Origin of the sequence: Geobacillus jurassicus NBRC 107829 (assembly GCF_001544315.1) — a bacterium.
GTDB lineage: Bacteria > Bacillota > Bacilli > Bacillales > Anoxybacillaceae > Geobacillus > Geobacillus jurassicus.
Genome location: NZ_BCQG01000011.1, coordinates 46,718 through 72,747, shown reverse-complemented (window position 1 = coordinate 72,747; position 26,030 = coordinate 46,718). Strand labels below are relative to the sequence as shown.

Sequence of the window (26,030 nt, the reverse complement as noted above, 5' to 3'; positions counted from 1 at the left end):
CCTGCCTTTTTTGCATCCAAAACCGCGACACGACTGGCTTCCCGTCCCAAATGACTTCGCTGTCCGCCCGGCGCTTCGCGACTTCCGGCTCGTCAAGCAAAAGCCAAAAGTTTTTCACCGGCAACTCGCCAAGCCCGTGCTTCTCGCAAAGCCGCCGCAAATACTGACGCCGCTTGTCGTCTAGCTGTCGCGACAAATTGTCGCCGTCCTCCCCAAACGCATACAAAACGGTCGCCGCCGCGACACGGGTGACGCGACATACCGCCGCCGCGCGCAAAAAGAAGTCCCAATCCCAATAATGGTGGACAGCGCGGTCAAAGCAGCCGATCTCTTCATGGAGCGATTTTCTATACAAACTTCCAGACGGGACGTACGTCGAAAACGTCCGCATCGCTTCCAAATCATACTCATAAGCAAACAAAAAACGGGCGGTTGGGATGCGTTGGTCATTTTCCATCCGATACCGGACAATTTCCGCATCGGCATAGGCGAAGTCCGCATGCTCGAGCGCCGCCACCATCCGCTCGAGATGGCACGGCAACACTAGGTCATCGTCGTCGCAAAGCATAATGAGTTCGCTGCGCGCCGCCTTCACGCCCTCATTGCGAGCCGCGACATGTCCTTCGTTGTCGCAGCGGTCGATGACACGGATGTCGAGCTCCGGGTACAAGGCGGCGACATCATGAACCGGCTCGCCGCCATCGTTGACAATGATGACCTCAGACGGCTTGTACGTCTGCCGGCTTAACGACTCAAGCAGCTCGGCAAGCGGATATAGGCGATTATACGTCGGAATGACGACGGACACGGACGGACGCAAAATCGATTCACCGCCTCTCGCGCTGGCTTTCCCCTTGGCGTTCACGAACCAGTCTTGACGCACGCCGGTCCGTTTTTTCCAAAATAAAAAAGGGGCTTACCCTTAAGGTATCGCCCCCACCGTTCGTTTGTCAACTTCGGAGCGCCCCTGGCGGATGCCGCGGTCAAAAATCAGCCCCCCCTCATCAGGACGTCCGACTCGGAACTTCCGGACAACAAATTCATTCAAGCAAGTTCTTGTTGCTTCGTTTCGCTTCCGAGCACGGCGACCGCCAAGACCGCAACGAGAACCGACAAGCAAAACAGTGTGAAAATGGCCGTCACGGACACGCCTTGGGCGACAAGAGAGCCGACCAACAGCGGGCCAAAAATGCCGCCGATGCGTCCAAACGCCGCCGCCATGCCGGCTCCGGTCGCGCGGATTGAGGTCGGATACTGCTCCGGCGTATAAGCATACAACGCTCCCCAAGCGCCGAGATTGAAAAACGACAAGAAAATGCCGGACGCCATCAGCCCGACGAGCGACTCAGCCGTGCCGAAAAAGTAGGCGCTCAATGCTGTGCCAAGCAAGTAGGTGACCAACACAAACTTCCGCCCGGCCCGCTCGATCAGCCATGCGGCGCTGAAATAGCCCGGGAGCGGCGCCAGCGTCATGATGAGCACGTACTCGAAGCTTTTAATTAAGCTGAACCCTTTCATGACCATGACGCTCGGCAGCCATAAAAACATGCCGTAATACGAAAAGACGACGCAAAACCAAAGCACCCAAAGCATGATCGTCTCTTTCCGATGCGGAGCGGACCATACTTTGACGATGTTATTCCACACCGTTTCTTCTTTTCGCGCTGCCGCAAACCGCGGCGAATCCGGCAGGCGGAGGCGCAAATAGATGGCGTACAGCGCCGGCACCGCCGCCAACCATAACGCCGTCCGCCAGCCGTACGCCGGAATCACAAAATAGGAAATGAGCGCTGCCAGCAACCAGCCGCCCGCCCAAAAGCTCTCAAGCAGCACGACAACCCGGCCGCGGTCGGCAGCCGGCACCGCCTCCGAAACGAGCGTTGACGCGACCGGCAGCTCGCCGCCAAGCCCCATGCCGATCAAAAAGCGGAGCGCCAAAAACGCCGCCAACGTCGTCGTCAGCGCCGACAACCCGCTGCCAAGCGAGAACAGCAACAATGTGAAAATAAAAACGTTTTTCCGGCCGATCCGGTCGGCAAGCAGTCCGAACAACAGCGCCCCGACCGCCATGCCAATCGAGTTGACGCTGCCGATCCAGCCAACTTGCCCGGCCGTCAAATTCCAGTCTTTTTGCAAGGCAGCCATAATAAACGACAACATGCCAACATCCATCGCGTCAAACAGCCAGCCAAGGCCGGCGATGCCTAACAGCTTGCGCTGGGAAATCGTCGGTTCGTTCATGTGTATCCTCCTGTCATTATTAGTGTCAAGACACATTTTCATTATAAAAGAAGATAGCCCGCCTGTGAACCAGTATGCCCTTCTGATTTTCTTTTCCAGCACTTTTTTCCGCCTTTTGGCCGGCAATCCTTTCGTGGCTATGCAAGAAAAAGAGGTGGAACCTCTCATTCAATGATGTGGTTCAAATCGGAACGGCCCTTACACATTGCTTTCATCCCATAAATTCACAATAATTACACACAATATTAATAAATTTCAAACAAAACAAAACATTGCCTTCATACTTTTCAAATATAATCGGTTATGCTTAGGAAAAAATTCTTAATTCTTATGCAGGAAGGAGGATCATCGCCAATATTGATTGCGCCGGCTTCACTTTCAAGGCGAAAAGAAGAAAAGAGGGTCATTAATGAAGAAAATCATCGCCGGGACAGTTATGGCGACTGCTTTGCTTGCTGGATCGCCATTACCGTGGACAAGCCTCGATGGACATGTTTATGCAACAGCTTCAGAGAAGATTGTCATTTCCCGTTATCCCGTGAATGTCAATGGAAAATTGGCCACCGTCCGTTCGCTTCACCATTCGGGAGTTGCCTTATTTGCGGCGAGCGATTTAGCCAAGCTGTTTTCCGCCAATTATACGTATGACAAGGTACATCAACGGTACGAAATCCGCCGCACATCTCCGGAGGTGCGCATCGTTTTCCAGGCCGGAAAAAAACGGCATTAGTCAATGGAAAACCAATCTCTTTAGCCATTGCTCCACAGCGCTCAGGAAAAGAGCTATACGTGGATGCCAAACCAATCGCTGCGCTCCTTGGCGGCCAATGGCAAACAGAAGCTGGGATTGCTATCGTCTCGACATTCGGCAGCTTGCGTCCATTTAGCGAAACGTGGGAGGTTAATGGCTCTCCGCGCGTGATTCATGGCGTCACTTTCCAACGTGCATCTTTTTATTCGGTGTACGATATTGCCGTCTCTTTTGGCGCCGCCGTCCACGTCGACAAAAAAACAAACATGATTAAAATTACAAAGGACAAGCGTACAGTTCTCTTCCATCCGTTTAGTTATACATTAAACGCCAACGGCAAAAAAATAACTATGCCGATCGCACCACTCATCCAAAAAGGGGTGCCGTATGCCGACCTTCCTTCGGTCGTTTACGCATTAGGAGGAGAGAGCGAAGGACGGTTCATCGCCACCGCCGGGCTGATCAAAGGAACGAGCATACAGCCACAATGGGTGGACCAAAACACGTTGCTCATCAGCCGTCCAAACGATTCCGTTTCGCTGTTGGTGGACACTCGTTCGAGAACTGCCCTTCGGTCCATCGACCAAATGGATCTTGTTCTGTCGCCTGACGGGAAAAAAGCGGCTTATGTCGATGAAAACGGCCATTTGTTTGTCATTGATTTGACTTCTAACACCGTCAAACCAATTGGCGATGACGATGAAGTGAAAACCGATCTCGTTTGGTCCAGCGACAGCCGCTTGCTTTATTGCATCTACGGAAGCAACAATGATGCAATCGCTGTCGTTTCCGTAGATACAGGTGTCATCAATAAATTGCTCGACGACAAAGTAAAATATAAAACCGACCTTCGTCTATCCCCGGATGGAACGAAGCTGTTGTACACGGTTGCCAATGAAGGAAAAACAAACTACACCGACGACCAAAAAACCGATGTTGATTCGATTGATACAACGTTGGGATCCGGAACACGACAAATATGGAGCTGCCGTTTTTATCGTGGGGACATTGTATTTAACCTTCGTGACGCTGTTGATCGCAACGCCAATTTCCATCTGTGTAGCGGTGTTTATCGCGGAGATCGCCCCGCCACGGCTGCGGCAATGGCTCCGAACACTGCTTGATTTATTGGTCGGCATCCCATCGATCGTCTACGGCTATTTAGGGGCCACCCTGCTCGTTCCATGGATCCGGGAACTCACCGGCGCTCCGGTCGGCGATGGATTTCTCGCTGCGGCTATCGTATTATCCATTATGGTTTTACCGACCATCACCCGCATCACCGATGATGCCCTTTGCGCTGTTCCGAACGAATGGCGGGAAGCGAATTACGCGCTTGGAGGAACGACGTTCCAAATGATCGTCAGAGTGATACTCCCAGCTGCGAAGTCAGGCATTGCAACCGCTGTCATTCTAGGTATGGCGCGCGCCATCGGCGAAACCATGGCCGTGGTGATGGTGATCAGCAACGTAGCTCAATTTGGATTTGACTTGATCACCCCGTCCAAATTGCCCAAAAAACATCCGCCCTCCTCGTGGTGATCGTGTTGTTCCTTAGCTTTGCCGTCCGTTTTCCGCTGTGGCTTACACAACGCAAAAAGTCGCGTTGACCCATTTTTCCGACAAAGCGGCTGTTTGGGGAAAGGGAGCATCGATTCATCGATCAGCCTGACGCTAGAAAAGAGGCTGTCTTAAAAGGCGGTTCTTCGTTCAACATGGCACAACATATCTGTTTTATGCGTATACCTATACACACGGTAATAAGAAAAGGTGTCCCGATCCTTTTGGGACACCTTCTTCTCACTTAGAAGGGGCATTTATTTCTTTTCGCCAATCTTTTCTGTGAACTACTCCCACTTAGCTTTGCTTGAAGTGGGAATTTGTTTCAATCTCTCGCTTATACCGAATAAAAAACCACTAAACACCAAAAACTTTTTGGCAGCCTTGGTTGCTTATTTGTTACTGTAATCCCTATCCCTCAATATCTACTTTGAAGACGCCCGTGAGCACCATGTCGTCCGGATGCGGGAAAAACCGCACAGTAAGTGTTCCTTCGCCGCCCTTATTTCATCTTCACTTGAAATAAGACCGTGCCCCCTTTTGCCGCCGCTCCCTCAGCTTTTTTCTCGAGGTTCTCAAGGGCATCGCCATTCGTGATGATGATCGGCGTCACTTCCTCGGCCACTTCTTTCGTCGTCGCCGTGCCGCCGAGATCCGGCGTTTTGACGCCATCGGCGGTGACATCCTCGATCGTTTTTAACAAGAGGGCGCCGAGCTCTTCTTCGCCAAAATGGTCGAGCATCATTTTCGCGGTCCAAATTTGCCCGATCGGGTTGGCGATCCCTTTGCCGTAAATATCAAGCGCCGAGCCGTGCACCGGTTCAAACATCGACGGGTATTTGCCGTTGACCATGCACATCGGCCACCGTTTTCAACACATCCAACGCCGCCGGCACGACTTCCTTGCCAATGCCGTCGCCAGGAATGACGGCGATTTCCCATTTGTTCACCGTTGCCCCTCCTTGTCGAATCACTCCCTTTTGTTCATTCGACAAGAAGCACAACCATTCCTCTTCATCAGAATACATTATGGTAAAATGAAGCTACAATCCTATGGACGATGCGAGGGAACAAAGCATGTCACACTACACCGACCCATTCCGCGGGGAGTTTGACAGTCTTGAAGAGTTTGCCGACCGCGTCAGCGATGTGCTGCAATGTCCGGTGACGATCGAAGATGCGAACCACCGCCTCATCGCCTACAGCGCCCATGACGATTACACTGACCCAGCGCGGACGGCGACGATCATCAGCCGGCGCGTGCCGGAAAAAGTGATCAACAGCTTATGGAAACAAGGCACCATCCCGGCGCTGCTCAAAAGCCGCGAGCCGGTGCGCGTCCCACCGATTCCAGACGTCGGCCTCGGCAGCCGCGTCGCCGTCTCCATTTGGAAAAACGACGAGGTGATCGGCTTCATTTGGGTGCTTGAGACGAACCGCACCCTCTCTCCTGAAGAGATGGAATGGCTGAAGCTGGCGGCGAAAACGGCGAAAAACAAGGTGCTGCAGCTGTATATGCGCAAAAACAAAAAAGAAGAGCGGGTGCAGGAACTGTTTTGGAAATTGCTTACCGGCCACATCGCGACAGAGGACGAAATCCGCGCTCATCTCGCCGCCATGCAAATCCCGGCCGCGCCGCAGTTTGCCGTTGTCGTCTTCCGCTTTGCCGCCGATTTGACCGTCGAAATGGAGCGGCAAATTTCCTATCTGCTGCAAACGACCCAACAACTCCCGCTCCTTCTTTATACGACCGACGGCCGCGATGTGATTTTGCTGGCGGCGCCAAAAACGACCGATCAACCGCTGAAAGAGCTGAACGGATTCATCGAGTCGTTCGCCGCCAAAATGAAAGAGCGGTTTCACATCCACGACGTGCAATGCGGGTTTGGCGGCGTGTATGGCGCCTATCGGTTCATTGAAAAAAGCTACCGCGAAGCGCTCGCCGTGTTGGCGTTCAAGGAAAAGTTCGGCGATGAGATCCGGTCGGTCTACGGCTACGCCCAGCTTGGCATTTATCAATTTTTCGACTTTTTGCTTGAACAAAAGCGGCAAGGGGAATGGGCCAACCCGGCGCTCGAGAAACTGCAATCGTACGACCGCAAACATCATAGCGATTTGGTGAAAACGTTTGAAACGTTTTTTGACCATAACGAAAACGTGCAAGAAACCGCCGACGCGCTCAATGTCCACCCGAACACGCTCGCTTACCGGCTCAAGCGGATCACCGACATTGCCGAAATCGACATGACCGATATGAACCAAAAAATCAAACTATATATTGATATTAAATTAGCGAAATATGAAGCGCGCGGTTAATTTGTGGAAATCCACAAAAACCGGGCGCTTCTTTCTCGGTTTTGAACAATGCCGGGCCTGTTTCCTCTCTTTTATACTATAAGTAAGGCCACTTCTGACGAGGAGGAAACGATATCCATGATCATTGGAGTGCCAAAGGAAATCAAAAATAACGAAAACCGTGTCGCGATTACGCCGGCTGGCGTTTTGTCATTCGTTCAGGCAGGACATACGGTGCTGATTGAGAAAGACGCAGGTGTTGGAAGCGGTTTCGGCAATGACGATTATGCCCGCGCCGGGGCGCAAATCATCGAACGGGCCGAAGACGTTTGGGCGCAAGCCGATATGGTGATGAAAGTGAAAGAGCCGCTGCCAAGCGAATACGGCTACTTCCGGCCAGGGCTGATTTTATTCACGTATTTGCATTTAGCGGCCGACCCGGAGTTGACGCGCGCCTTAAAAGAAAGCGGCGTCATCGCCATCGCCTATGAGACGGTGCAAGTCGGCCGCACGCTGCCGCTGTTGACGCCGATGAGCGAAGTCGCCGGACGGATGGCGGCGCAAATCGGAGCGCAATTTTTAGAAAAACCGTACGGCGGCAAAGGCATTTTGCTTGGCGGCGTCCCAGGCGTCGCCCGCGGCAAAGTGACGATCATCGGCGGCGGGGTCGTCGGCACGAACGCGGCGAAAGTCGCCATCGGTCTTGGGGCAGATGTCACGCTCATCGACTTGAACGCCGACCGCCTGCGCGAACTCGATGATATTTTCGGCAACCAAATTACGACGCTCATGTCCAACCCGATGAACATCGCTGAAGCGGTCGCCGAAGCCGACCTTGTCATCGGCGCTGTCCTCATCCCCGGAGCTCGGGCGCCGAAGCTCGTCACCGAGGACATGGTGAAAGCGATGAAGCCGGGCTCGGTCATCGTCGATGTCGCCATCGACCAAGGCGGTATCGTCGAAACGAGCGACCACGTCACGACGCACGATGATCCGACGTACGTCAAACACGGCGTTGTCCATTATGCCGTCGCCAACATGCCGGGCGCTGTTCCGCGCACGTCAACTATCGCCTTAACAAACGTCACGATGCCATACGCCTTGCAAATTGCCAACAAAGGCGTCATCCAAGCCATTGCCGACAACCCGGCACTCGAACGCGGCGTCAACGTCGCCAACGGCGAAATTACGTACGAAGCGGTCGCCCGCGACCTCGGCTATCGCTACGTCCCTGCGCTCGAAGCGCTCGGAAAAACGTTGACTGCCAACTAACCGCTGGCTGACGCGGCCGGCAAAGCGCGTTGCTGGCCGCATGTTCATTGCTGTTTTTCTCTATCATGGATCGACCGCCGCCCACTATGGGCGGCTTTTTTTGTATCAGTTCGTCATGCAAAATCGTTTTCTTCCGGCAAGGCGGGCATTGTATAATAACATGTAAAGCTGGGAAAGAAGGTGGTTTTGTGAACTTTCCGGAAAAATTGAATCTGTATATGCAATACGGCGTCAACGAATATTGGATCGTCAATCCGATGCGCCATATCGTTCAAATCTACTCATTGAACGAGGAAGGGCAATACGAACAACTGGACGTCTGGAAAGAAACCGGCATCGCATGTCCACGCGTGCTCGAGGGATTTGCGGTCGATGTGGAACAACTGTTTCGATCTTGAGTCGAACTCATGATATAAGGATAAAGGAGAGTGATCGCGATGACGATGCCAAAAGCATTAACGATCGCCGGCTCAGACAGCAGCGGCGGCGCCGGACTGCAGGCGGATTTGAAAACATTCCAAGAGCTTGGCGTCTACGGAATGACAGCAATCACGACGATCGTCGCCATGGATCCGCACAACCGCTGGGCGCACCAAGTGTTCCCCGTCGACCTCGCAACGATCGAAGCCCAGCTAGAGACGATCATCGTCGGCGTCGGGATTGATGCCTTAAAAACAGGAATGCTTCCGACAACCGACATCATTGAGCTAGCGGCGCGGACGATCGAAAAACATGGGTTGAAAAATGCGGTCGTCGATCCAGTTATGGTTTGCAAAGGGGCGGATGAGCCGCTTCATCCGGAAAATACGGTGTGCTACCGCGAAACGCTCGTGCCAAAAGCGACGGTTGTGACGCCGAACTTGTTTGAAGCGGCGCAACTGGCCGGCCTGCCGCGCATTGAGACGATCGAAGATATGAAAGAAGCGGCTGGGCGCATCCATGAGCTTGGCGCCCAATACGTCATCGTCAAAGGCGGGCGGAAAATTCCGCACGACTATGCGGTCGACGTCCTTTACGACGGGAAAACGTTTGAGCTGCTCGAGTCGGAGCGGATTGAAACGACGTATACGCACGGAGCGGGCTGCACGTTCTCGGCCGCCATCGCCGCCGAGCTGGCCAAAGGGCGTCCGGTGAAAGACGCCATTGCGACCGCGAAGGCGTTCATCACCGCAGCGATCCGCCATTCGTTCCCATTAAACGAATACGTCGGCCCGACGCATCACGGCGCGTATCGCCGCTACGAAGGCAAATAGACAAGGCCTTGGCCTTATGTTTTTTATGAAGGATGCCCCATCGGGATGCGTTGTTGACCCATCCGGGCCATCGCTTCGGCCTTGTCTTTGTCATCAAACGATTGTGCGCATCCACCGGAAGCGGCGTCATTCGCGCCCGCCCGGCCTCCCAAAAAAACTCCGCCGCTCGTTTTCGCCTCCTGCGGCTGTCCTGTCGGCGGGGAAAATGGATGCGCCAGACCGGTTTCCTTATGGTAAAATGGAGATTATATGTGATGAGAGGAGAAGAAAGGAGAGTGCCGCCATTGCGCGTCTCGGCTGTCCAATATCATCTTCATACCATTCATTCATTTGACGAGTTTGCTGCGCAAGTGACGCATTACGTCAAAACAGCGCAAGAGTTTGACGCCGAGTTTGTGTTGTTTCCGGAATTTTTTACAACCCAGCTGCTCTCGATTCCGCTTGATGGCGGACGGGCGGCGACGATTGACGACTTGCCGGATTATACAGAAAAGTACATTGAGCTGTTTACGTCGCTCGCCAAAGAGACCGGCATGCACCTGATTGGCGGCACGCATGTCATCCGCCAAAACGGCAAGCTGTACAATGTCGCCCATTTGTTCACGCCGGACGGACGCATTCACCGGCAAGCGAAATTGCACATCACCCCGACAGAAGTGAATGAATGGAACATCGCCCCGGGCGACGGTGTGCATGTGTTTGAAACGGACAAAGCGACGATCGCCATTTTGACGTGCTATGACATCGAGTTTCCGGAAATCGTCCGCCTGGCGCGCGCCAAAGGGGCGGATGTCATCTTCTGTCCGTCGTGCACGGACGACCGGCACGGGTTTTACCGCGTAAGGTATTGCTGCCACGCGCGGGCGATCGAGAACGAAGTGTATGTCGTCACGACCGGCACGGTCGGCTCGCTCCCGACGGTCGACTTTATGCGCGCCAACTTCGGCCAAGCGGCCGTCATCACGCCAAACGACATCCCGTTCCCGCCCGGCGGCGTGCTCGCAGCCGGCGAGGTCAACGACGACATGGTCGTGACCGCCGACCTCGACTTGGCGCTCCTTCGCAAAGTCCGGGAAAAAGGATCGGTCGCGACATGGCGCGACCGGCGCACCGATTTGTACCCAGACTGGGACGACATCAAATAGCGGCAACAACAACAGGGTGCCCCCGCGACAGGGACACCCTGTTTTTTCGTTCATGACAGCGATTGCTTAAACCGGTCAAACTGCTCAGCGACTTTTCCTTCCGGCGCCTTCGTCAAGAGGCTGACGACAACGATGGCGGCCAAGCTCGCCGCAAACCCCGGAATCATTTCATACAACAAACCTTTTAAGTACGCCGACTGCGTCCAAAGAATGACCGTCAACGCCCCGGCGACCATACCGGCGAGCGCCCCCCATTTCGTCATCCGCCGCCAGAACAAGCTTAACAAAATGACTGGGCCGAATGACGCGCCAAAGCCCGCCCAGGCGTAGCCGACCAAGTTTAAAATCGTGTCGTTTTTCGTGTACGCCAACGCCGTTGCGACAATGGCGACTAACAGCACCGACAGGCGCCCGACAAAGACAAGCTCTTTATCTGAGGCCGAGCGGCGGAACAGCACTTTATACAAATCTTCCGTCAGCGAGCTTGAGGTGACAAGCAGCTGCGACGAAATCGTACTCATAATGGCCGCTAAAATCGCCGCCAGCAAAAACCCGGTAATAATCGGATGGAATAAAATGTGCCCGAGCTTAATAAATACCGTTTCCGGGTCATCCAACTTCATGCCGCGCTGTGAAAAGTAAGCGATTCCAAAAAGCCCCGTCAACATCGCCCCAACAACCGAGAAAATCATCCAACCCATGCCGATGCGGCGGGCGCTTTTCATTTCTTTGACCGACTTGATCGCCATAAAGCGGACGATAATGTGCGGCTGGCCGAAATAGCCGAGCCCCCAAGCGAATAACGAAATAATGCCAAGAACACTTGTTCCCTTCCATAAATCCAGCAAATTCGGGTCAATGTCATGAATCGTCTTGATCGTATCCACTGGCCCTCCTGTATGGAACAGCGTCACCACCGGCACCAGAATCAACGCAATGAACATAATCGTCCCTTGCACAAAATCCGTCCAGCTGACAGCCAAAAAGCCGCCAAACAGCGTATAGGCGACCACAACGCCGCCAACGATCCACAAACCTGTATGGTAGCTGACGCCAAACGAGTTTTCAAACAGCACGCCGCCCGAGACAAGGCCGGATGAGACGTAAAACGTAAAAAACACCATAATGACGATCCCGGACACCATCCGCAACAATTTCGTCCGATCGCCGAAACGGTTTTCCAAAAACTCGGGAATGGTAATCGAATCGTTCGCCACTTCCGTATAGACGCGCAGCCGCGGCGCAACATACAGCCAGTTTGCATAGGCGCCGAGCGTCAGCCCGATGACGATCCAAGCAGCGCTCACCCCATCCAAATACATTGCCCCCGGCAACCCCATGAGCAACCAGCCGCTCATATCGGAAGCGCCCGCGCTTAACGCGGTCACCGCCGGCCCGAGCGTCCGGCCGCCAAGCATATAATCGGACAAGTTCGCCGTCCGTTTATACGCCCAATAGCCGATCCAAAGCATGCCGACTAAATAAACAATGACCGAAAATAAAACCATATCAACTCTCCTTTCCTTTGCTGTCTTGTCACCATTTTCATCATAACGAAGTTGATAGTATTTACACAATAGTATTTATTTTTTCCATTCCTCATATAAACAACAAATTGATAAACCCATTGCCCGTCTTATTCTCTTTTTGGTATAATATTTGATAAATTCAGAATCTACCATTCATGTCTTTCTTTTGTAAAAGTTATTTTATAAAAATGCATGTAAAACTATATTATCCATATAAATTCAAGGAGATCGCCCTTCAATCCTTGAAAAAACATACATTTCCCCTTTTAAACGGTAGTACCAAAATGTTCAAACAATTATTTTTATAAAACCTATTGCATAATCACAAAAATATTGATAGTATGATAATCGTTCATCGACAATGATTCCGAAGGGGGATTTTATACGATGTTTAAGAAGAAAGGTTTGATCGTGGCCGTCGTTGCCGCGTTGTTGATGGCGCTCGCTGCCTGCGGCGGCAAGTCGACGGAGACAAGCTCGTCATCGAGCGGCGGCGGGGAAGCAAAGAAAAAAATCGTCGTCGGAACAGATGCGGCGTTTGCGCCGTTTGAGTATATGGAAAAAGGGAAAATCGTTGGGTTTGACGCCGATCTTCTCGATGCGGTCATGAAAGAAGCCGGCTTGGATTATGAATTGAAAAACGTCGGCTGGGATCCGCTGTTTGCCTCGCTGCAAAGCAAAGAAATCGACATGGGCATTTCCGGGATTACGATCACCGATGAGCGGAAACAAACGTATGATTTCTCCACCCCCTATTTTGAAGCGACGCAGGTGATCTTAGTCAAAGAAGGCAGCCCGGTGAAAAACGCTCTTGACTTAAAAGGGAAAACGATCGGCGTTCAAAACTCTACAACCGGTCAAGAAGCAGCAGAAAAACTGTTTGGCAAAGGCAATCATATTAAAAAGTTTGAAACGACCGTGGTCGCGATTATGGAAATGCTAAACGGCGGGGTGGAAGCGGTCATCACCGACAACGCCGTCGCCAATGAATATGTGAAAAACAATCCGAAAAAGAAATTGAAAGTCATTGAAGATCCGAAAAACTTTACTTACGAATATTACGGCATGATTTTCCCGAAAGACAGCGAATTGAAAGCGAAAGTGGATGAGGCATTAAAGAAAGTGATGGACAGCGGCAAATATGCTGAAATTTACAAAAAATGGTTCGGCAAAGAGCCGAATATGGCACGCTTAACACAACAACAATAAGCGCACGAACACGGAAAAATGCGTAACTGTTAGCTAGTTACGCATTTTTCGTAGAGAAAGGTGAGATCGATGGATTTTCGTTTTGATATTATTGTCGAATACGCCCCTTACTTTTTCCAAGGACTGCTCGCGACGATCGGCGTGTCGGTGGTCGGCATCATCTTCGGCCTCATCCTCGGCCTGTTCATCGGGCTTGGCAAAATGGCAAAACATCCGCTCGTCCGCCTGCCGTTTTCTTGGTATATTAACTTTTTCCGCGGCACGCCGCTTGTCGTGCAAATTTTGCTCGTCCATTTCGGCGCCATGCCGCTTTTGTTCGCTCAGCCGAACGCCATCGTTTCTTTAGCCGTCTCGCTGTCGCTCAACTCCGCCGCGTATGTTGCAGAAATTTTCCGCGCCGGCATTCAATCGATCGACAAAGGGCAAATGGAAGCGGCCCGCTCGCTCGGCATGACGCACGCGCAGGCGATGCGCTACATTATTTTGCCGCAGGCGCTGAAGCGGATGATTCCGCCGTTTGCCAACGAATTTATCGTCTTGATCAAAGATTCGTCGCTCGGGATGGTCATCGCCGCTCCGGAAATTATGTACTGGGGGAAAGCGGCGGCGGGCGAGTATTACCGCGTCTGGGAGCCGTATTTAACCGTCGCGTTCGTTTACCTCGTTTTGACGCTGTCGTTAAGCAAATTGTCACATTACCTTGAAAGGAAGTATTCCACCTCATGATCGACGTACGCCAGTTGAAAAAGTCGTTTGGATCGCTCCAAGTGTTGAAAGGAATCGACGTGCATATCCGCGAAGGGGAAGTCGTCGTTGTCATCGGGCCATCCGGATCGGGAAAATCGACGTTTTTGCGCTGTCTGAACTTGCTGGAAGATTTCGATGAAGGCGAAGTCATCATTGACGGCATCAATTTGAAGGCAAAAGACACGAACTTAAACAAAGTGCGCGAGGAAGTCGGCATGGTGTTCCAGCGCTTTAACTTGTTCCCGCATATGACGGTGCTTGACAACATTACCCTTGCGCCGATGAAAGTGCGCAAATGGCCGCGAGAAAAGGCGGAAGCGAAAGCGATGGAGCTGCTCACTAAAGTCGGTTTGCAAGATAAAGCGCACGTCTACCCGGATTCCCTCTCCGGCGGACAGGCGCAGCGCGTCGCCATCGCCCGGGCCTTGGCTATGGAGCCGAAAGTGATGCTGTTTGACGAGCCGACATCCGCCCTTGACCCGGAAATGGTCGGCGAAGTGCTGTCGGTGATGAAGCAGCTCGCCAACGAAGGGATGACGATGATCGTCGTCACCCACGAAATGGGCTTTGCCCGCGAAGTCGGCGACCGCGTCTTGTTCATGGACGGCGGCTACATCGTCGAAGAAGGGAAGCCGGAAGACTTGTTCGACCGCCCGCAGCACGAGCGGACAAAGGCGTTTTTGTCGAAAGTGTTGTAACCAAAAGGTGTCCCAAAAGAGTCGGGACACCTTTGTTGTTTGTTGAAGTGGAACGAAGGCCCGTTCTCCGGCATCCTCTTTTTTCATTGACAAACGGCCGTTGCTGTCGCCTCACAGTGATCATCCAACATGCGCTGGTGATGAAACCAACAGAGGCAAAACGGCTGCTCTTCCGCCGTCCCTTTTCATCGATCCAAAACGAGCCACCATCAAGCGTCGCAGACCGCCCCCCTCCTAACATACCAACGACCCACTCCCTTTATGAAAAAAAGCCAGCCTTCGGTCAGGCCAGCTTCCCTTCACAATACAAACTGCATGACCCAAATCGAACCGGCGACAACGACAACCGCAATAAAGAAGCTGTACGCCATGTTGAATGTTTGAATGCGGCCGCTGTCGCTTTCGGTCACGTGCATGAACATAAACAGCTGCAAGCTTGCTTGAATCACAGCAAACACGACAATGATGACAATGACCGTTTTGAGTGGCAGCCCGGATGAGAGCGCCGCCCAAAGAGCGGCAAACGTCAAGACGAGCGACAACAAAAACCCGATGATATGTTTCCACGGAAATGATTCATGATGGTCGTTCGCACCCATGTTAGATCACCATCCCCAACAAATAGACGAGCGTGAAAATGAAAATCCAAACGACGTCTAAAAAGTGCCAATATAGGCTAACGATAAACACTTTCCGCGCCGTTTTCGGCGTAAAGCCGCGCTGTAAGAGCTGAATGATGATCAAAATCATCCAGCCGATCCCTAGACTGACATGGGCGCCGTGCGTGCCGACGAGCACGAAAAAGCTCGATAAAAACGCGCTCGTCTGCATCGTCGCCCCTTCATGGACGTAATGGATGAACTCGCGAATTTCAAACGTGATAAACCCTGCACCAAGCAACAGCGTGACAAGCAGCCAAGCCAGCAGCCCGGCGAGCCGGCCGCGACGCATTTCAAAAATGGCCAGCCCGCACGTAAAACTGCTCGTTAAAAGCAACAGCGTTTCAATCAGAACGTCTTTTACCTCAAACAGCTCGCCTGCCGTCGGTCCCGAGCCGGTCCGTTGGAACAAGACGAGATACGTCGCAAACAGCGTCGCAAACAACGCGACTTCCGCCCCAAGGAAAATCCAAAAGCCCAATATGTTCAAGCGACTTTCCTGTGTCCGATACTCCAGCGGCAGCGTTCCATCATAGCGATGTGCAGCTTCTCCCATTCGTTACGCCCCCTTTCGCGCCGCCCGCTCCATCCGTTTAATCTCATCAACCGGAATATAGTAGCCATCATCATCTTCAAATGAGCGGAGGATAAGCCCAAGCACAATGAACAAGGCACCGACAATCGCCAACGCAAACCATTTGAACACGAGGCCGAACCCGGCGACGAAAAATGCCACCGACATCCAAAACGGACGGCCTGAGTTGCTTGGCATATGGATCGGCTTCAAGTCTTCTTCTTTCACTTGGAAGCCGCCGTATTTTTTCTTCATCACCCAATACGCATCCAAATCTTCGACAACCGGCGTCACCGGGAAGTTATAATGCACCGGCGGCGACGCGGTCGCCCACTCGAGCGTCCGCCCGTTCCACGGGTCGCCGGTCATGTCGCGCTCGCCGTAGCGGGCGCTGTAGTAAATGTTATAGCAAAGCACAATGAACCCGATGCCCATCAAGGCCGCCCCAACCGTCGCCACGACGTTCAGCGGCGTCCAGCCAAGGTCAGCCGAGTACGTGTACATGCGGCGCGTCATCCCCATCAGCCCGAGGAAATACATCGGGAAGAAGCAGATGTTAAAGCCGATCATAAACAGCCAAAACGTCCACTTGCCAAGCCGCTCGTTCAATATATGGCCAAACATTTTCGGATACCAGTAATGCAAGCCGGCAAAGCAAGCGAACACCGTACCCGCGATCAAAACGTAATGGAAGTGGGCGATGAGAAAATAACTGTTATGGTATTGATAATCGGCCGCCGCCATCGCCAGCATAACGCCTGTCACGCCGCCGATGACAAAATTTGGGATGAACGCCAGCGACCAAAGCATCGCCGTTGTAAAACGAATTTTCCCTTTTCGGATCGTAAACAGCCAGTTGAAAATTTTCACCCCGGTCGGGATCGCGATCGCCATCGTCGTGATCGAGAAGGCGGAGTTCACTGCCGGCCCCGCGCCCATCGTAAAGAAGTGGTGCACCCAAACGATAAAGCTTAGGAAAGCAATGCCGACGATCGAACCGACCATTGCCTTATAACCGAACAAGCGTTTTTGGGCAAACGTGCTGACGACCTCCGAGAAAATGCCGAACGAAGGCAAAATGACGATATACACTTCCGGGTGACCCCAAATCCAGAACAAGTTCGCCCATAACATCGACATGCCGCCATTGGCCATCGTGAAAAATTGCGTGCCAAATATGCGGTCGAACGTCATTAATGCCAAGGCGACGGTCAATACCGGGAACGCAAAAATAATGAGCACGCACGTAATGAGAATCGTCCACGTAAACATCGGCATGCGCATCAATGTCATGCCCGGCGCGCGCATTTTTAAAATCGTGACAAGGAAGTTGATCCCGGTCATTAACGTCCCGATCCCGGAAATTTGCAAGGCAACGGCATAGTAGTTGTTGCCGACGCCATGGCTGAATTCGTTGCCGGCGAGCGGGAAGTACGCCGTCCAACCGGCATCCGGCGATCCGCCGATGACGAACGAAATGTTAAACAGCAACGCGCCGAAGAAAAAGAGCCAAAAGCTTAACGCATTCAAATATGGAAACGCGACGTCGCGCGCCCCGATTTGCAGCGGAACGACGATGTTCATCAAACCGATGATGAACGGCATCGCCATAAACAAAATCATAATCGTCCCGTGCGTCGTGAAAATTTCATTGTAATGTTGCGCGTCAAGAAACTTCATGTTCGGCGCGGTCAGCTGCGCCCGCATCAAAAGCGCATCGACGCCGCCGCGGAACAGCATGAGCACCGCGCAAATAATGTACATGACGCCGATTTTTTTATGGTCCACCGTCGTGAGCCATTCGTTCCACAGCCATTTCCACTTTTTAAAATATGTCAACACGAACACAATGCCGACCATTGTCAAGACGATGGCGACATCGGCCGCATAAATGAGCGGCTCGCCAGTGACAAAAAACTCACTCCATTTCATCTTTCACTCCCCCTTTCCTATTCGCCATAGTGATGGCTCTCTGTCATCGCTTCATCACTTTGATTCTCGTTTTTCATTGAATGGTCATTCCCATGATGGCTGTTCTGTTTTGCGTGGTCAATCCATTCTAAGTGGGTGTTCGAAAACGTCATCCGCCCAACAAGCCCCGGTTTTAAAATTTGTGTATATTTTTTCTCATCGAGCTTAGGGGCGGTTTGTTTCACTTCATTCACCCATTTTCGGAAGTCATCTCCCGTTTGCGCGACGACCTCAAACTCCATATGAGCGAACTTTTCCCCGGAAAAGTTGGCGCTCCGCCCCATGTAGGAACCCGGCTTGTCGGCTTGCAAAATCAACTCTGTCTCCATGCCGTCCATCGCATATTTTTGCCCGCCTAATTCCGGCACCCAAAACGAGTTCATCGGTCCGACCGAAGTCAGCTTAAACTTAACCGGCACACCGGCCGGAATATGGACGTAGTTGACCGTTTCAATGTTTTCTTCCGGATAGCTGAAAATCCATTTCCAGTTCGCCGCCGTCACATGAATCGTGATCGGCTCGACTTTCTCGGTCGGCGGCTTCTCCAACGCAAACGTCGCCTTCACCGTCGGAACAGCGAGCGCAGCGACGATCAAAATCGGAATGGCCGTCCAGACAACTTCAAGCAGCGTGTTCCCTTCCTCATCCGGCGGCTCATAGCCGGCATTTTCCGGCTTCTCGCGATAACGAATGAGAAAAACGGCAAATAACGTAAACACAACAACAATAATGAACAACATAAAGCCGACCGACCACATGATCAAATCATACTGCATGCGCGCCACCGGCCCTTGCGGATTGAGCACAGCTGTGCGCTCCACGCAGCCCCCAAGCAAAAACAAAAGCGGCAAAACCAGCACCGCGCGCCATCTCGCCCGTTTCATCGCTATCGGTCCTCCCTCTTCCGCCCCAGCCGTTTCGGGGCCTTCCATGCATTTTCTTCTGTCTCTACCATATCAAAATTGAAAATGTTTGAAACGAACGAGCGAAAAAGTTCATAAATCGGCAAAACATTTGTCACAAACTGTTCAATCATTGTTCAACAAATCGCCACTTGTTTTCCTCGTTTAGGGAAATATTGATGAGGAAGGGGAGTTGCGGAAAAATACGCCATAAAAAAACAGCCGGATTCTTTATTGAAAGGAGCCCGGCTGTCCTCCGTTGTTTTGTATTGTATATCCTTGTTGTTCCAATTGTTTGCGGATTCGTGGATTTAACGTTTGCCACATCCACTGTTCATACAACACCTTTTTCTCCCCGGACGATAAATAGTAGCGCTCCCCTGCCTGGCGGCGCGCCCGCTCGGTGACATCATAGAGCGCCAACGCGGCGGCGACGGAAATGTTAAAGCTTTGCACAAAGCCGTACATCGGAATGACAAACGTTCCGTCCGCCAAGCGGAGCGCCTCTTCCGACACGCCGCTATGCTCGTTGCCAAACAACAGCGCTGTCGGTTGGGACAGATCGAGGTCGGAAACCGGAATCGTCCCCTCACCAAGATAGCTTGCATACACTTGATACCCTTGCTGTTTCAAGTCGGCAATGGCCGTTTTGATATCTGGCTTATGGTGGAGCGTCAGCCACTGATCGGCATAGCGCGTCACAAGCCGGTTCGGCGAAAACGGCGCCTTTCCCGTCACGATATGAACATCTTGAACGCCAAACGCTTCAGCCGTCCGCAGCACCGCCGCTTGGTTATGCGGGTCATCGACCGCTTCGATCAAGACGGTAATATAGCGGGTGCGCTCATTCAAAACCTCATACATCCGCTTCAACCGCCTTGGCAAAATCATTTCCCAAACCGGACGCGTCGATTCGGTGATCAGCCCTTCGTGCTGCAGCTGTTCAAGAAACGCTTTCGCTTCCCGTTCTTCCATACAGCATCACCCTCTGCCTGCGTATCTCGCGTTTCCCATTGTACAGAATCACATCATACTGAGGCAATTTCTATATTTTTTAATACTATTTAGATTATTCTATATATAGTATTTTAAAATATTGATCGTTTACAAAACGGTTTTATATCGACTAGTATTATGATGTAAACGCTTTAAAAATACTTTTTAAAAAAAATATTTTTTATTATTGGATTAAGGAGGAGAAACAATGGGGCAAAAACAGCCGCAATTGCATCGGGGATTGGAAGAACGGCACATCTCTCTCATGTCGCTCGGCGCGGCGATCGGCGTCGGCTTGTTCCTCGGTTCAGCGTCCGCGATTGAGATGGCCGGACCGGCGATTTTGCTTGGCTATGCGGTCAGCGGCGCCATTATGTTTTTCATCATGCGCGCGCTAGGGGAAATGGCAGTCGAACACCCGGTTGCCGGTTCGTTCAGCCGCTATGCTTATCAATATTTAGGTCCGCTTGCCGGCTACTTGACCGGCTGGAATTATTGGTTTTTATGGGTGGTCACATGCATCGCCGAAATTACAGCCGTCGGCATTTACATGCAGTTTTGGTTCCCCGGCACGCCGCGCTGGGTGTGGGCGCTTGCCGCACTGGTGCTCATGACGTTCATTAACTTTCTCGCTGTGAAAGCGTACGGGGAGTTTGAATTTTGGTTTGCTTTAATCAAAATCGTGACGATCGTCTCCATGATCATCATCGGCCTTGGCATGATCCTTTTTGGCATCGGCAACAGCGGCGTCGCCACCGGCATCAGCAATCTTTGGAAGCACGGCGGCTTCTTCCCGCACGGGATCAGCGGCGTTTTGATGTCGCTGCAAATGGTCATGTTCGCCTATTTGGGCATCGAGATGATCGGCGTAACGGCCGGGGAAGTGAAAAATCCGCAAAAGTCGTTGACGAAAGCGATTAACAGCGTATTTTGGCGCATTTTAATTTTCTATGTCGGTGCACTGTTTGTCATCATGTCCATTTATCCGTGGAACGAGATCGGTGAAAAAGGCAGCCCGTTCGTGCTGACGTTTGAAAAAATCGGCATTCACGCCGCGGCTGGCATCATCAACTTTGTCGTCTTGACCGCCGCCTTGTCGTCATGCAACAGCGGCATTTTCAGCACGAGCCGGATGCTGTTTAACCTCGCTGAACAGCAAGAAGCGCCAAGCGCATTCGGCCGGTTGACAAAACGCGGCATTCCGGGCGCCGCCTTGATCGCCACTGCGCTTGTCATGCTTGTCGGCGTATATTTGAACTACGTATCGGAAAAAGTGTTCCAATGGGTGACAAGCATCGCAACGTTCGGCGCCATTTGGACGTGGGCGGTGATTTTGCTGTCCCAGCTGAAATTCCGCAAACAATTGAGCGCGGAACAAGCACAACGTCTCACGTTCAAACTTCCGCTTTATCCGTACAGCTCATACGTGTCGCTTGCCTTTTTGATCGGCGTTGCCGCCCTAATGGCGTATTTCCCGGATACGCGCATCGCCTTGATCGTCGGCCCAGCCTGGCTGCTGCTTTTGACAACAGTATACTTCGCCAAAGGAATGCATCGCCGTCAACACGGCCAAGCTGAAGAAAAACAAGCTGGATGACAAGTATGAAAAGGATCCCATTTGATCGCGGGATCCTCTTCTTTTTTTGAGAATCGTAGGCGCGCAGACGCTGATTCCCTCTAGAAGGCTGGTGAAAAACAATGGATTCGCTCGATCCATGAGGAATCGCTGAGAAAAGAAAACACGATGTTGCAAGGTTTTTCAAATTGAGAAATATCTCTGTAAATCTTTATATCCATTTAAATCACCGGTCTTCTAGAAAGACTGATGATTGAAATAGGAAACCCGGTTGGGTGTGGACTCCCCTCCAACCTTTTCATTCATCGGCCGCCATATAGGCTTGGCGAGGATGATTTGGTTGATCCGGGTATTTTAAGCGGATTTTCCCTTCATCCAACAGCTTTCCTAAATAATTGTTGCGCAACCCATCCGGCGTCCGTTCGAGCAGCTCCGCCAGCTCTTTCAGACGCAGCGGCCGCTCGCGGCATAACCGAACGATCAATTGTTCCATGACCGCTGGAGCCAACCGTTTTTTTCGCCGTGCTAATTCCGCCATCTTCCATAGCCGTTCGTCGATCGTTTCTCCTTTTTCGTTGCTGTCATGCATACGGATGTCGTTGTTTACGGAGCTAAGCAAGCTATTTACGAACCCCAGCTCTTTATTTATAGAGTCCGGAGTTCTATTTACGGAGCCAAAGTCATTTTTTACGGAGCTTGGTCCACTGTTTACGGAGTTTTTTGTTATATTTACGGAGTTTTCTCCGTTATTAACGGGGTTAGTGTCTGTATTTACGGAGCTTAGTTCGTTAGTTACGAAGCTCTCGGTTTCCTGTCGGTTGTCCGAACCCATCCATTCAAGTTCCGTCTGTTGCAGCCGTTCATCCAGTTCTGTTTCGATTGTCTCGCTAGTGTCAGCTGGAAATCGCAATGGGCACAACACAACGATTGTACGGTCCGGATTCGTTTGTTGCGAGATATCGACCGGACAGACAAGCGCCTGTTCTTGCATATCGAGCATTCGCTTGAGGCCCGATCCCGCGCGTTTGCATACGTCAATCAGCAAAAACATTTTAAAAATATTCGGGTTGCGCAAATTGCTCGTATGCCCCGCCATCGCCGCTTCAATCGGGATGCGGAACCGTCCCGGGTTGGCGAAGCGAAATGAGCTATCCTCTTTTTCAACGGTGATGCCGCCTTCCTCTCCGTAGTCGGCGTGCACGATGGCATTCACCAGCGCCTCGCCAAGCAGAGCGCGCCCTTCATCCGTCCAAACGTGACGCTCCAGCTCAGCCAACACACGAAAATAAAAATCGTAAATGTTGCCCGACCATGTACCGTCTTGCGACGTGAACCGCTTCGTCCATCCTGCCGCTTCTCCGTCAGCGTGCTCTCGATATTCCAAAAAGTATTGCGGCAACACCTCGGTGATGATCCGCTCCTCACTGAACATCAACAATCCCGCGAGCGTCAGCCCTTCTTTGCTGCTGTCGCGCAGCTTGCCCCACGCGCCGATTTTGTACAAAAATTCTTTTGTCTCAAGCCCGTTCCACGGATGGCCCGGCTTCACTCGAGCGAACCGCTCGCGGTAATGGCTGACGGTCTCAAAATTGAGCTCGCTTAAGCTGTAGTGCTCCAAAATTAGGCTGTCTGCCATCGCGTTGGCGCGTTCATGAAACGAATTTGTATATTTATTCACTCCTGATCTTCCTTTGACATTATTTTTGCAAAACAGTTTTGTCCTCTTTTTTTCTATTGTATCATCTTTCACTCTTCTTGCGGACGGTTGCCAAAAAAGAAAACAGTTGTGGATATGTGGAATAGTTCGCCTGACAAAAGGAAAACTACAGAAGACAACATTGACAGCCAAGGAGGTGTAGTGATGTCGTCCCTTCCTCCCATAGTGGAACCGTACTGGCGCGATTCCGTTTCACTTCCGTCGTTTCCGAAGCTCGATGCGGACATTTCCGTCGACGTCGCGGTCATCGGCGGCGGCATTTCCGGCATTACAACCGCTTATTTGCTGGCGACGCAAGGGGCGCGCGTCGCCCTTCTGGAAGCCGACCGGCTCCTGAACGGCACGACCGGCCATACGACAGCGAAAATCACCGCCCAGCACGATCTCGTCTATGATGAATTTCTCAACCATTTCGGTGCAGAAAAGGCGCGGCTCTATTATGACGCTTGCATGGATGCGCTCCATTTTATCCGCCGCACGATCGAAGAGCAACAGATCGACTGCGATTTTTGCGAGCAAGATGCCTACATTTATACGACGGCTTCCTCCTCTTTCCAAAAACTAGTGAAAGAGTGGAAAGCGTATGAACGGCTCGGCATTGACGGCGCCTTCGTTGAGTCGATCCCGCTCCCGCTGCCGGTGGCGGCAGCGGTTGTGATGAAGCGGCAGGCACAGTTCCACCCGCTCAAATATTTAGTCAAGCTCGTTAACGCCATCACGCAGGCCGGCGGCGCCATTTACGAGCACACGCCGGCGGCGGACATCGAGCAAGGAAGACGGCTAGCAGTCACAACGCGCGACAAAAAACGGGTCGAGTGCGACCATGTCGTCGCCTGTTCCCACTTTCCGTTTTACGACGGCGGGTTTTACTTTTCGCGCATGTACGCCGAACGGTCGTACGTATTGGGAGTGACGATCGCTGAACCGTACCCGGGCGGCATGTATTTAAGCGCTGACGAACCGAAACGCTCAGTCCGCTTCGCAGCGGCAGGCGGCGAGACGCTCATCTTGATCGGCGGCGAAAATCATAAAACCGGCCAAGGCGTGCCGACGATGCGTCATTACGAGGCGCTGTCCTCGTTCGCTTCGCAGCTGTTTACGGTGAACGATATCCGTTACCGTTGGTCGGCCCAAGATTTGACGACGCTGGACAAAGTGCCGTACATCGGTCCGATGACGGCAGGGGCGCCAAACATTTATGTCGCGACAGGGTACCGGAAGTGGGGGATGACGAACGGGACGGTCGCAGGGATGCTTTTGTCTGACCTCATCCTCGGCCGCGACAACCGATACCGCGACTTGTACTCCCCGTCTCGCTTTTACGCCGACCCGAGCATTAAACAGTTTTTTGCGACAAACCTCGATGTCGCCAAACATTTATTCTCTGGGAAAATGGAGCCAGCCGTTCGGCGGCCGCAAGATTTGGCGCGCGGCGAAGGGGCGGTCGTCTCGGTCAACGGGAAACGGGCCGGCGCCTACAAGGATGAGTCCGGGACGCTCCATATCGTCGATACGACGTGCACCCATATGGGCTGCGAACTGGAGTGGAACAGCGGCGACCTGACATGGGACTGCCCGTGTCATGGCTCGTGCTTCTCGATCGATGGCGATGTGATCGAAGGACCGGCGAAACAGCCGCTCGCGCGCATTGAACTTGATGACGCGACGTGACGCGCTGACGCAGGACGGCGACGCGTGAGGAACATCATCGCGGTTGGCATGCCGACCTTGAGTTCCAACGGGGTTGGGAACGTATGTTCTCAACCCTCTTATCGTTTTCATTTGCCGATGGCGCATTTCGTGATAAGATGAAAATTAGAGTGGACTGCATGTTGCATGATGTTTTCGGGAGGGATGACGCATGGACCTTGAACCGATTTTTCTCACCCCTGTCTTTCAAGAGCGCATTTGGGGCGGCACGAAGCTGGCCGAACGTTTCGGCTACGACATTCCATCTTCGCAAACAGGGGAATGCTGGGCGGTGTCCGCCCATCCGCACGGGCAGACGGTCGTCGCCCGCGGACCGTTTGCCGGAATGACGCTTGGACAATTATGGGAGGAACGCCGCGACTTGTTCGGCCATTTTCCGTCTGACCGCTTTCCGTTGTTGACGAAGATTTTAGATGCCAACGCTGATTTGTCGGTCCAAGTCCACCCGGATGATGAATACGCGAAAACGCATGAAGGCGGAGAACTCGGCAAAACGGAGTGCTGGTACATCATCGACTGCAAGCCGGGCGCTAAGCTCATTTACGGCCATTATGCAGAAACGAAAGGAGAGCTGCGCGCCATGATGGAGGCGGGCGAATGGGATCGTTTGCTGCGGAAAGTGCCGATCCGCCCCGGCGACTTCTTCTATGTCCCGAGCGGCACGATCCACGCCCTTTGCGAAGGGACGCTCGTCCTTGAGACGCAGCAAAGCTCGGATACAACCTACCGCGTCTACGATTACGACCGCGTCGACAGCCAAGGGCGGAAGCGCGAGCTCCATCTTGAGAAAGCGATTGACGTCACGACCGTCCCGCACCGCGACACGGATGTCCGCCCCCATGTCGCCGAAATTCCCGGCGCGACCGTGACGACCTTCGTGGAAGGAGACTACTTCGGCGTCCAAAAATGGGACGTCCGCGGCGCCGCTGAGTGGGAGCAGACGAAGCCGTTTCTCATCGTGAGCATCCTAAAAGGTGAAGCTGAGCTCGTTCATGACGGGCGAACATACGCGATCCGCCAAGGCGACCACTTTATTTTGCCGCACCAGTGCGGCCGGTTCACGATCCGCGGGATGCTTGAGGCGATCGCCTCATGGCCGCGGGCAGGCAAATAAAACGGCTGGTCGCCTCAGCGAATTTGTTTCAACGCAAGAAAAAGGTGTCCCGCCGCCTTTGGGACACCTTTTTTCTCTATTGCCCGCCCGAGAAGGATGTTGATTGAACAG

General features: G+C 52.6%; 22 protein-coding genes and 3 pseudogenes. 14 read left to right on the top strand and 11 right to left on the bottom strand.

Annotated elements, in window-relative coordinates:
- Positions 1–820, bottom strand: an 820-nt coding sequence (locus GJ1_RS04545; RefSeq protein ID WP_066229068.1) for a glycosyltransferase family 2 protein, incomplete at its 3' end; no start/stop codon positions are given.
- Between the two features lie 224 nt (positions 821–1,044).
- Positions 1,045–2,241 carry an MFS transporter gene (locus tag GJ1_RS04540; protein WP_066229066.1) on the bottom strand — a complete coding sequence of 399 codons (1,197 nt, stop codon included), beginning with the start codon at positions 2,239–2,241 and terminating at the stop codon, positions 1,045–1,047.
- A gap of 409 nt (positions 2,242–2,650) precedes the next feature.
- Between GJ1_RS04540 and GJ1_RS18975 the strand changes: the two genes are divergently transcribed.
- The 3 genes and pseudogenes from GJ1_RS18975 to pstC form a co-directional block, all read left to right on the top strand.
- Positions 2,651–2,971: a hypothetical protein gene (locus GJ1_RS18975; protein WP_245629334.1), complete on the top strand. Its 321-nt coding sequence runs from the start codon at positions 2,651–2,653 to the stop codon at positions 2,969–2,971.
- 59 nt (positions 2,972–3,030) lie between these two features.
- Positions 3,031–3,357: pseudogene (locus GJ1_RS19395) on the top strand (stalk domain-containing protein); the annotation flags it as partial.
- Positions 3,358–3,946: 589 nt separating this feature from the next.
- Positions 3,947–4,516: pseudogene (pstC, locus tag GJ1_RS04530) on the top strand (phosphate ABC transporter permease subunit PstC); the annotation flags it as partial.
- A gap of 646 nt (positions 4,517–5,162) precedes the next feature.
- On the opposite strand, the pseudogene GJ1_RS04525 reads toward pstC, so the two are convergent.
- Positions 5,163–5,402, bottom strand: a pseudogene (locus GJ1_RS04525) (isocitrate/isopropylmalate family dehydrogenase); the annotation flags it as partial.
- Entirely contained in the window at positions 5,374–5,502 is a 129-nt protein-coding gene (locus GJ1_RS19370) for an isocitrate/isopropylmalate family dehydrogenase (RefSeq protein WP_167346085.1), read from the bottom strand. The gene GJ1_RS19370 and the pseudogene GJ1_RS04525, both read right to left, overlap by 29 nt.
- 127 nt (positions 5,503–5,629) lie before the next feature.
- On the opposite strand from GJ1_RS19370, the gene GJ1_RS04520 reads away from it, so the two are divergent.
- The 5 genes from GJ1_RS04520 (at position 5,630) to GJ1_RS04500 (ending at position 10,517) form a co-directional block, all read left to right on the top strand.
- On the top strand, positions 5,630–6,868 hold the full coding sequence (locus GJ1_RS04520; RefSeq protein ID WP_066229061.1) for a PucR family transcriptional regulator: 1,239 nt from the start codon (positions 5,630–5,632) through the stop codon (positions 6,866–6,868).
- 117 nt (positions 6,869–6,985) lie between these two features.
- Entirely contained in the window at positions 6,986–8,119 is a 1,134-nt protein-coding gene (gene ald, locus GJ1_RS04515; RefSeq protein WP_066229059.1) for an alanine dehydrogenase, read from the top strand.
- A gap of 188 nt (positions 8,120–8,307) precedes the next feature.
- Positions 8,308–8,517, top strand: coding sequence for a Uma2 family endonuclease (locus GJ1_RS18960; protein ID WP_066229054.1), 210 nt, complete (start codon positions 8,308–8,310; stop codon positions 8,515–8,517).
- Positions 8,518–8,556: 39 nt separating this feature from the next.
- A complete protein-coding gene (pdxK, locus tag GJ1_RS04505; RefSeq protein WP_066229051.1) occupies positions 8,557–9,372 on the top strand; it encodes a pyridoxine/pyridoxal/pyridoxamine kinase in 816 nt (271 codons plus the stop codon).
- Between the two features lie 254 nt (positions 9,373–9,626).
- On the top strand, positions 9,627–10,517 hold the full coding sequence (locus tag GJ1_RS04500; protein ID WP_066229049.1) for a carbon-nitrogen hydrolase family protein: 891 nt from the start codon (positions 9,627–9,629) through the stop codon (positions 10,515–10,517).
- Between the two features lie 50 nt (positions 10,518–10,567).
- Here GJ1_RS04500 and putP read toward each other — a convergent pair whose 3' ends face one another.
- Positions 10,568–12,025 (bottom strand): sodium/proline symporter PutP, encoded by a 1,458-nt coding sequence (putP, locus tag GJ1_RS04495; RefSeq protein ID WP_066229047.1) that lies wholly within the window; start codon positions 12,023–12,025, stop codon positions 10,568–10,570.
- 408 nt (positions 12,026–12,433) lie between these two features.
- Here putP and GJ1_RS04490 point away from each other — a divergent pair, with 408 nt between their 5' ends.
- From GJ1_RS04490 to GJ1_RS04480, 3 genes are all read left to right on the top strand, one after another.
- Positions 12,434–13,255 (top strand): basic amino acid ABC transporter substrate-binding protein, encoded by an 822-nt coding sequence (locus tag GJ1_RS04490; protein WP_066229044.1) that lies wholly within the window; start codon positions 12,434–12,436, stop codon positions 13,253–13,255.
- 69 nt (positions 13,256–13,324) lie between these two features.
- Positions 13,325–13,981 (top strand): amino acid ABC transporter permease, encoded by a 657-nt coding sequence (locus tag GJ1_RS04485; RefSeq protein ID WP_066229041.1) that lies wholly within the window; start codon positions 13,325–13,327, stop codon positions 13,979–13,981.
- Positions 13,978–14,700, top strand: a complete 723-nt coding sequence (locus GJ1_RS04480) for an amino acid ABC transporter ATP-binding protein (protein WP_066229039.1) — start codon at positions 13,978–13,980, stop codon at positions 14,698–14,700. Before GJ1_RS04485 ends, GJ1_RS04480 begins: the two co-directional genes overlap by 4 nt.
- 299 nt (positions 14,701–14,999) lie before the next feature.
- Here GJ1_RS04480 and qoxD read toward each other — a convergent pair whose 3' ends face one another.
- The 5 genes from qoxD to GJ1_RS04455 all read right to left on the bottom strand — a co-directional run bounded on the left by qoxD (position 15,000) and on the right by GJ1_RS04455 (position 19,781).
- The gene (gene qoxD / locus GJ1_RS04475) at positions 15,000–15,299 is read right to left on the bottom strand and encodes a cytochrome aa3 quinol oxidase subunit IV (protein WP_066229038.1); all 300 of its coding nucleotides are present in this window, start codon (positions 15,297–15,299) and stop codon (positions 15,000–15,002) included.
- Between the two features lies 1 nt (position 15,300).
- Positions 15,301–15,915: a cytochrome aa3 quinol oxidase subunit III gene (gene qoxC, locus GJ1_RS04470; RefSeq protein ID WP_066229036.1), complete on the bottom strand. Its 615-nt coding sequence runs from the start codon at positions 15,913–15,915 to the stop codon at positions 15,301–15,303.
- Between the two features lie 3 nt (positions 15,916–15,918).
- Positions 15,919–17,865: a cytochrome aa3 quinol oxidase subunit I gene (gene qoxB, locus GJ1_RS04465; protein ID WP_066229034.1), complete on the bottom strand. Its 1,947-nt coding sequence runs from the start codon at positions 17,863–17,865 to the stop codon at positions 15,919–15,921.
- A gap of 17 nt (positions 17,866–17,882) precedes the next feature.
- Positions 17,883–18,788: a cytochrome aa3 quinol oxidase subunit II gene (gene qoxA, locus GJ1_RS04460; RefSeq protein ID WP_083509939.1), complete on the bottom strand. Its 906-nt coding sequence runs from the start codon at positions 18,786–18,788 to the stop codon at positions 17,883–17,885.
- Between the two features lie 249 nt (positions 18,789–19,037).
- Positions 19,038–19,781, bottom strand: a complete 744-nt coding sequence (locus GJ1_RS04455) for a TrmH family RNA methyltransferase (protein WP_066229033.1) — start codon at positions 19,779–19,781, stop codon at positions 19,038–19,040.
- A gap of 229 nt (positions 19,782–20,010) precedes the next feature.
- On the opposite strand from GJ1_RS04455, the gene GJ1_RS04450 reads away from it, so the two are divergent.
- Positions 20,011–21,399, top strand: a complete 1,389-nt coding sequence (locus GJ1_RS04450) for an amino acid permease (RefSeq protein WP_066229030.1) — start codon at positions 20,011–20,013, stop codon at positions 21,397–21,399.
- 277 nt (positions 21,400–21,676) lie between these two features.
- On the opposite strand, the gene GJ1_RS04445 is transcribed toward GJ1_RS04450, so the two are convergent.
- The gene (locus GJ1_RS04445) at positions 21,677–23,056 is read right to left on the bottom strand and encodes a DUF8451 domain-containing protein (protein WP_066229027.1); all 1,380 of its coding nucleotides are present in this window, start codon (positions 23,054–23,056) and stop codon (positions 21,677–21,679) included.
- 183 nt (positions 23,057–23,239) lie between these two features.
- On the opposite strand from GJ1_RS04445, the gene GJ1_RS04440 reads away from it, so the two are divergent.
- A complete protein-coding gene (locus GJ1_RS04440; RefSeq protein WP_066229024.1) occupies positions 23,240–24,766 on the top strand; it encodes an FAD-dependent oxidoreductase in 1,527 nt (508 codons plus the stop codon).
- A gap of 190 nt (positions 24,767–24,956) precedes the next feature.
- Positions 24,957–25,919 carry a mannose-6-phosphate isomerase, class I gene (gene manA / locus GJ1_RS04435; protein WP_066229022.1) on the top strand — a complete coding sequence of 321 codons (963 nt, stop codon included), beginning with the start codon at positions 24,957–24,959 and terminating at the stop codon, positions 25,917–25,919.
- Positions 25,920–26,030: the final 111 nt, after the last annotated feature.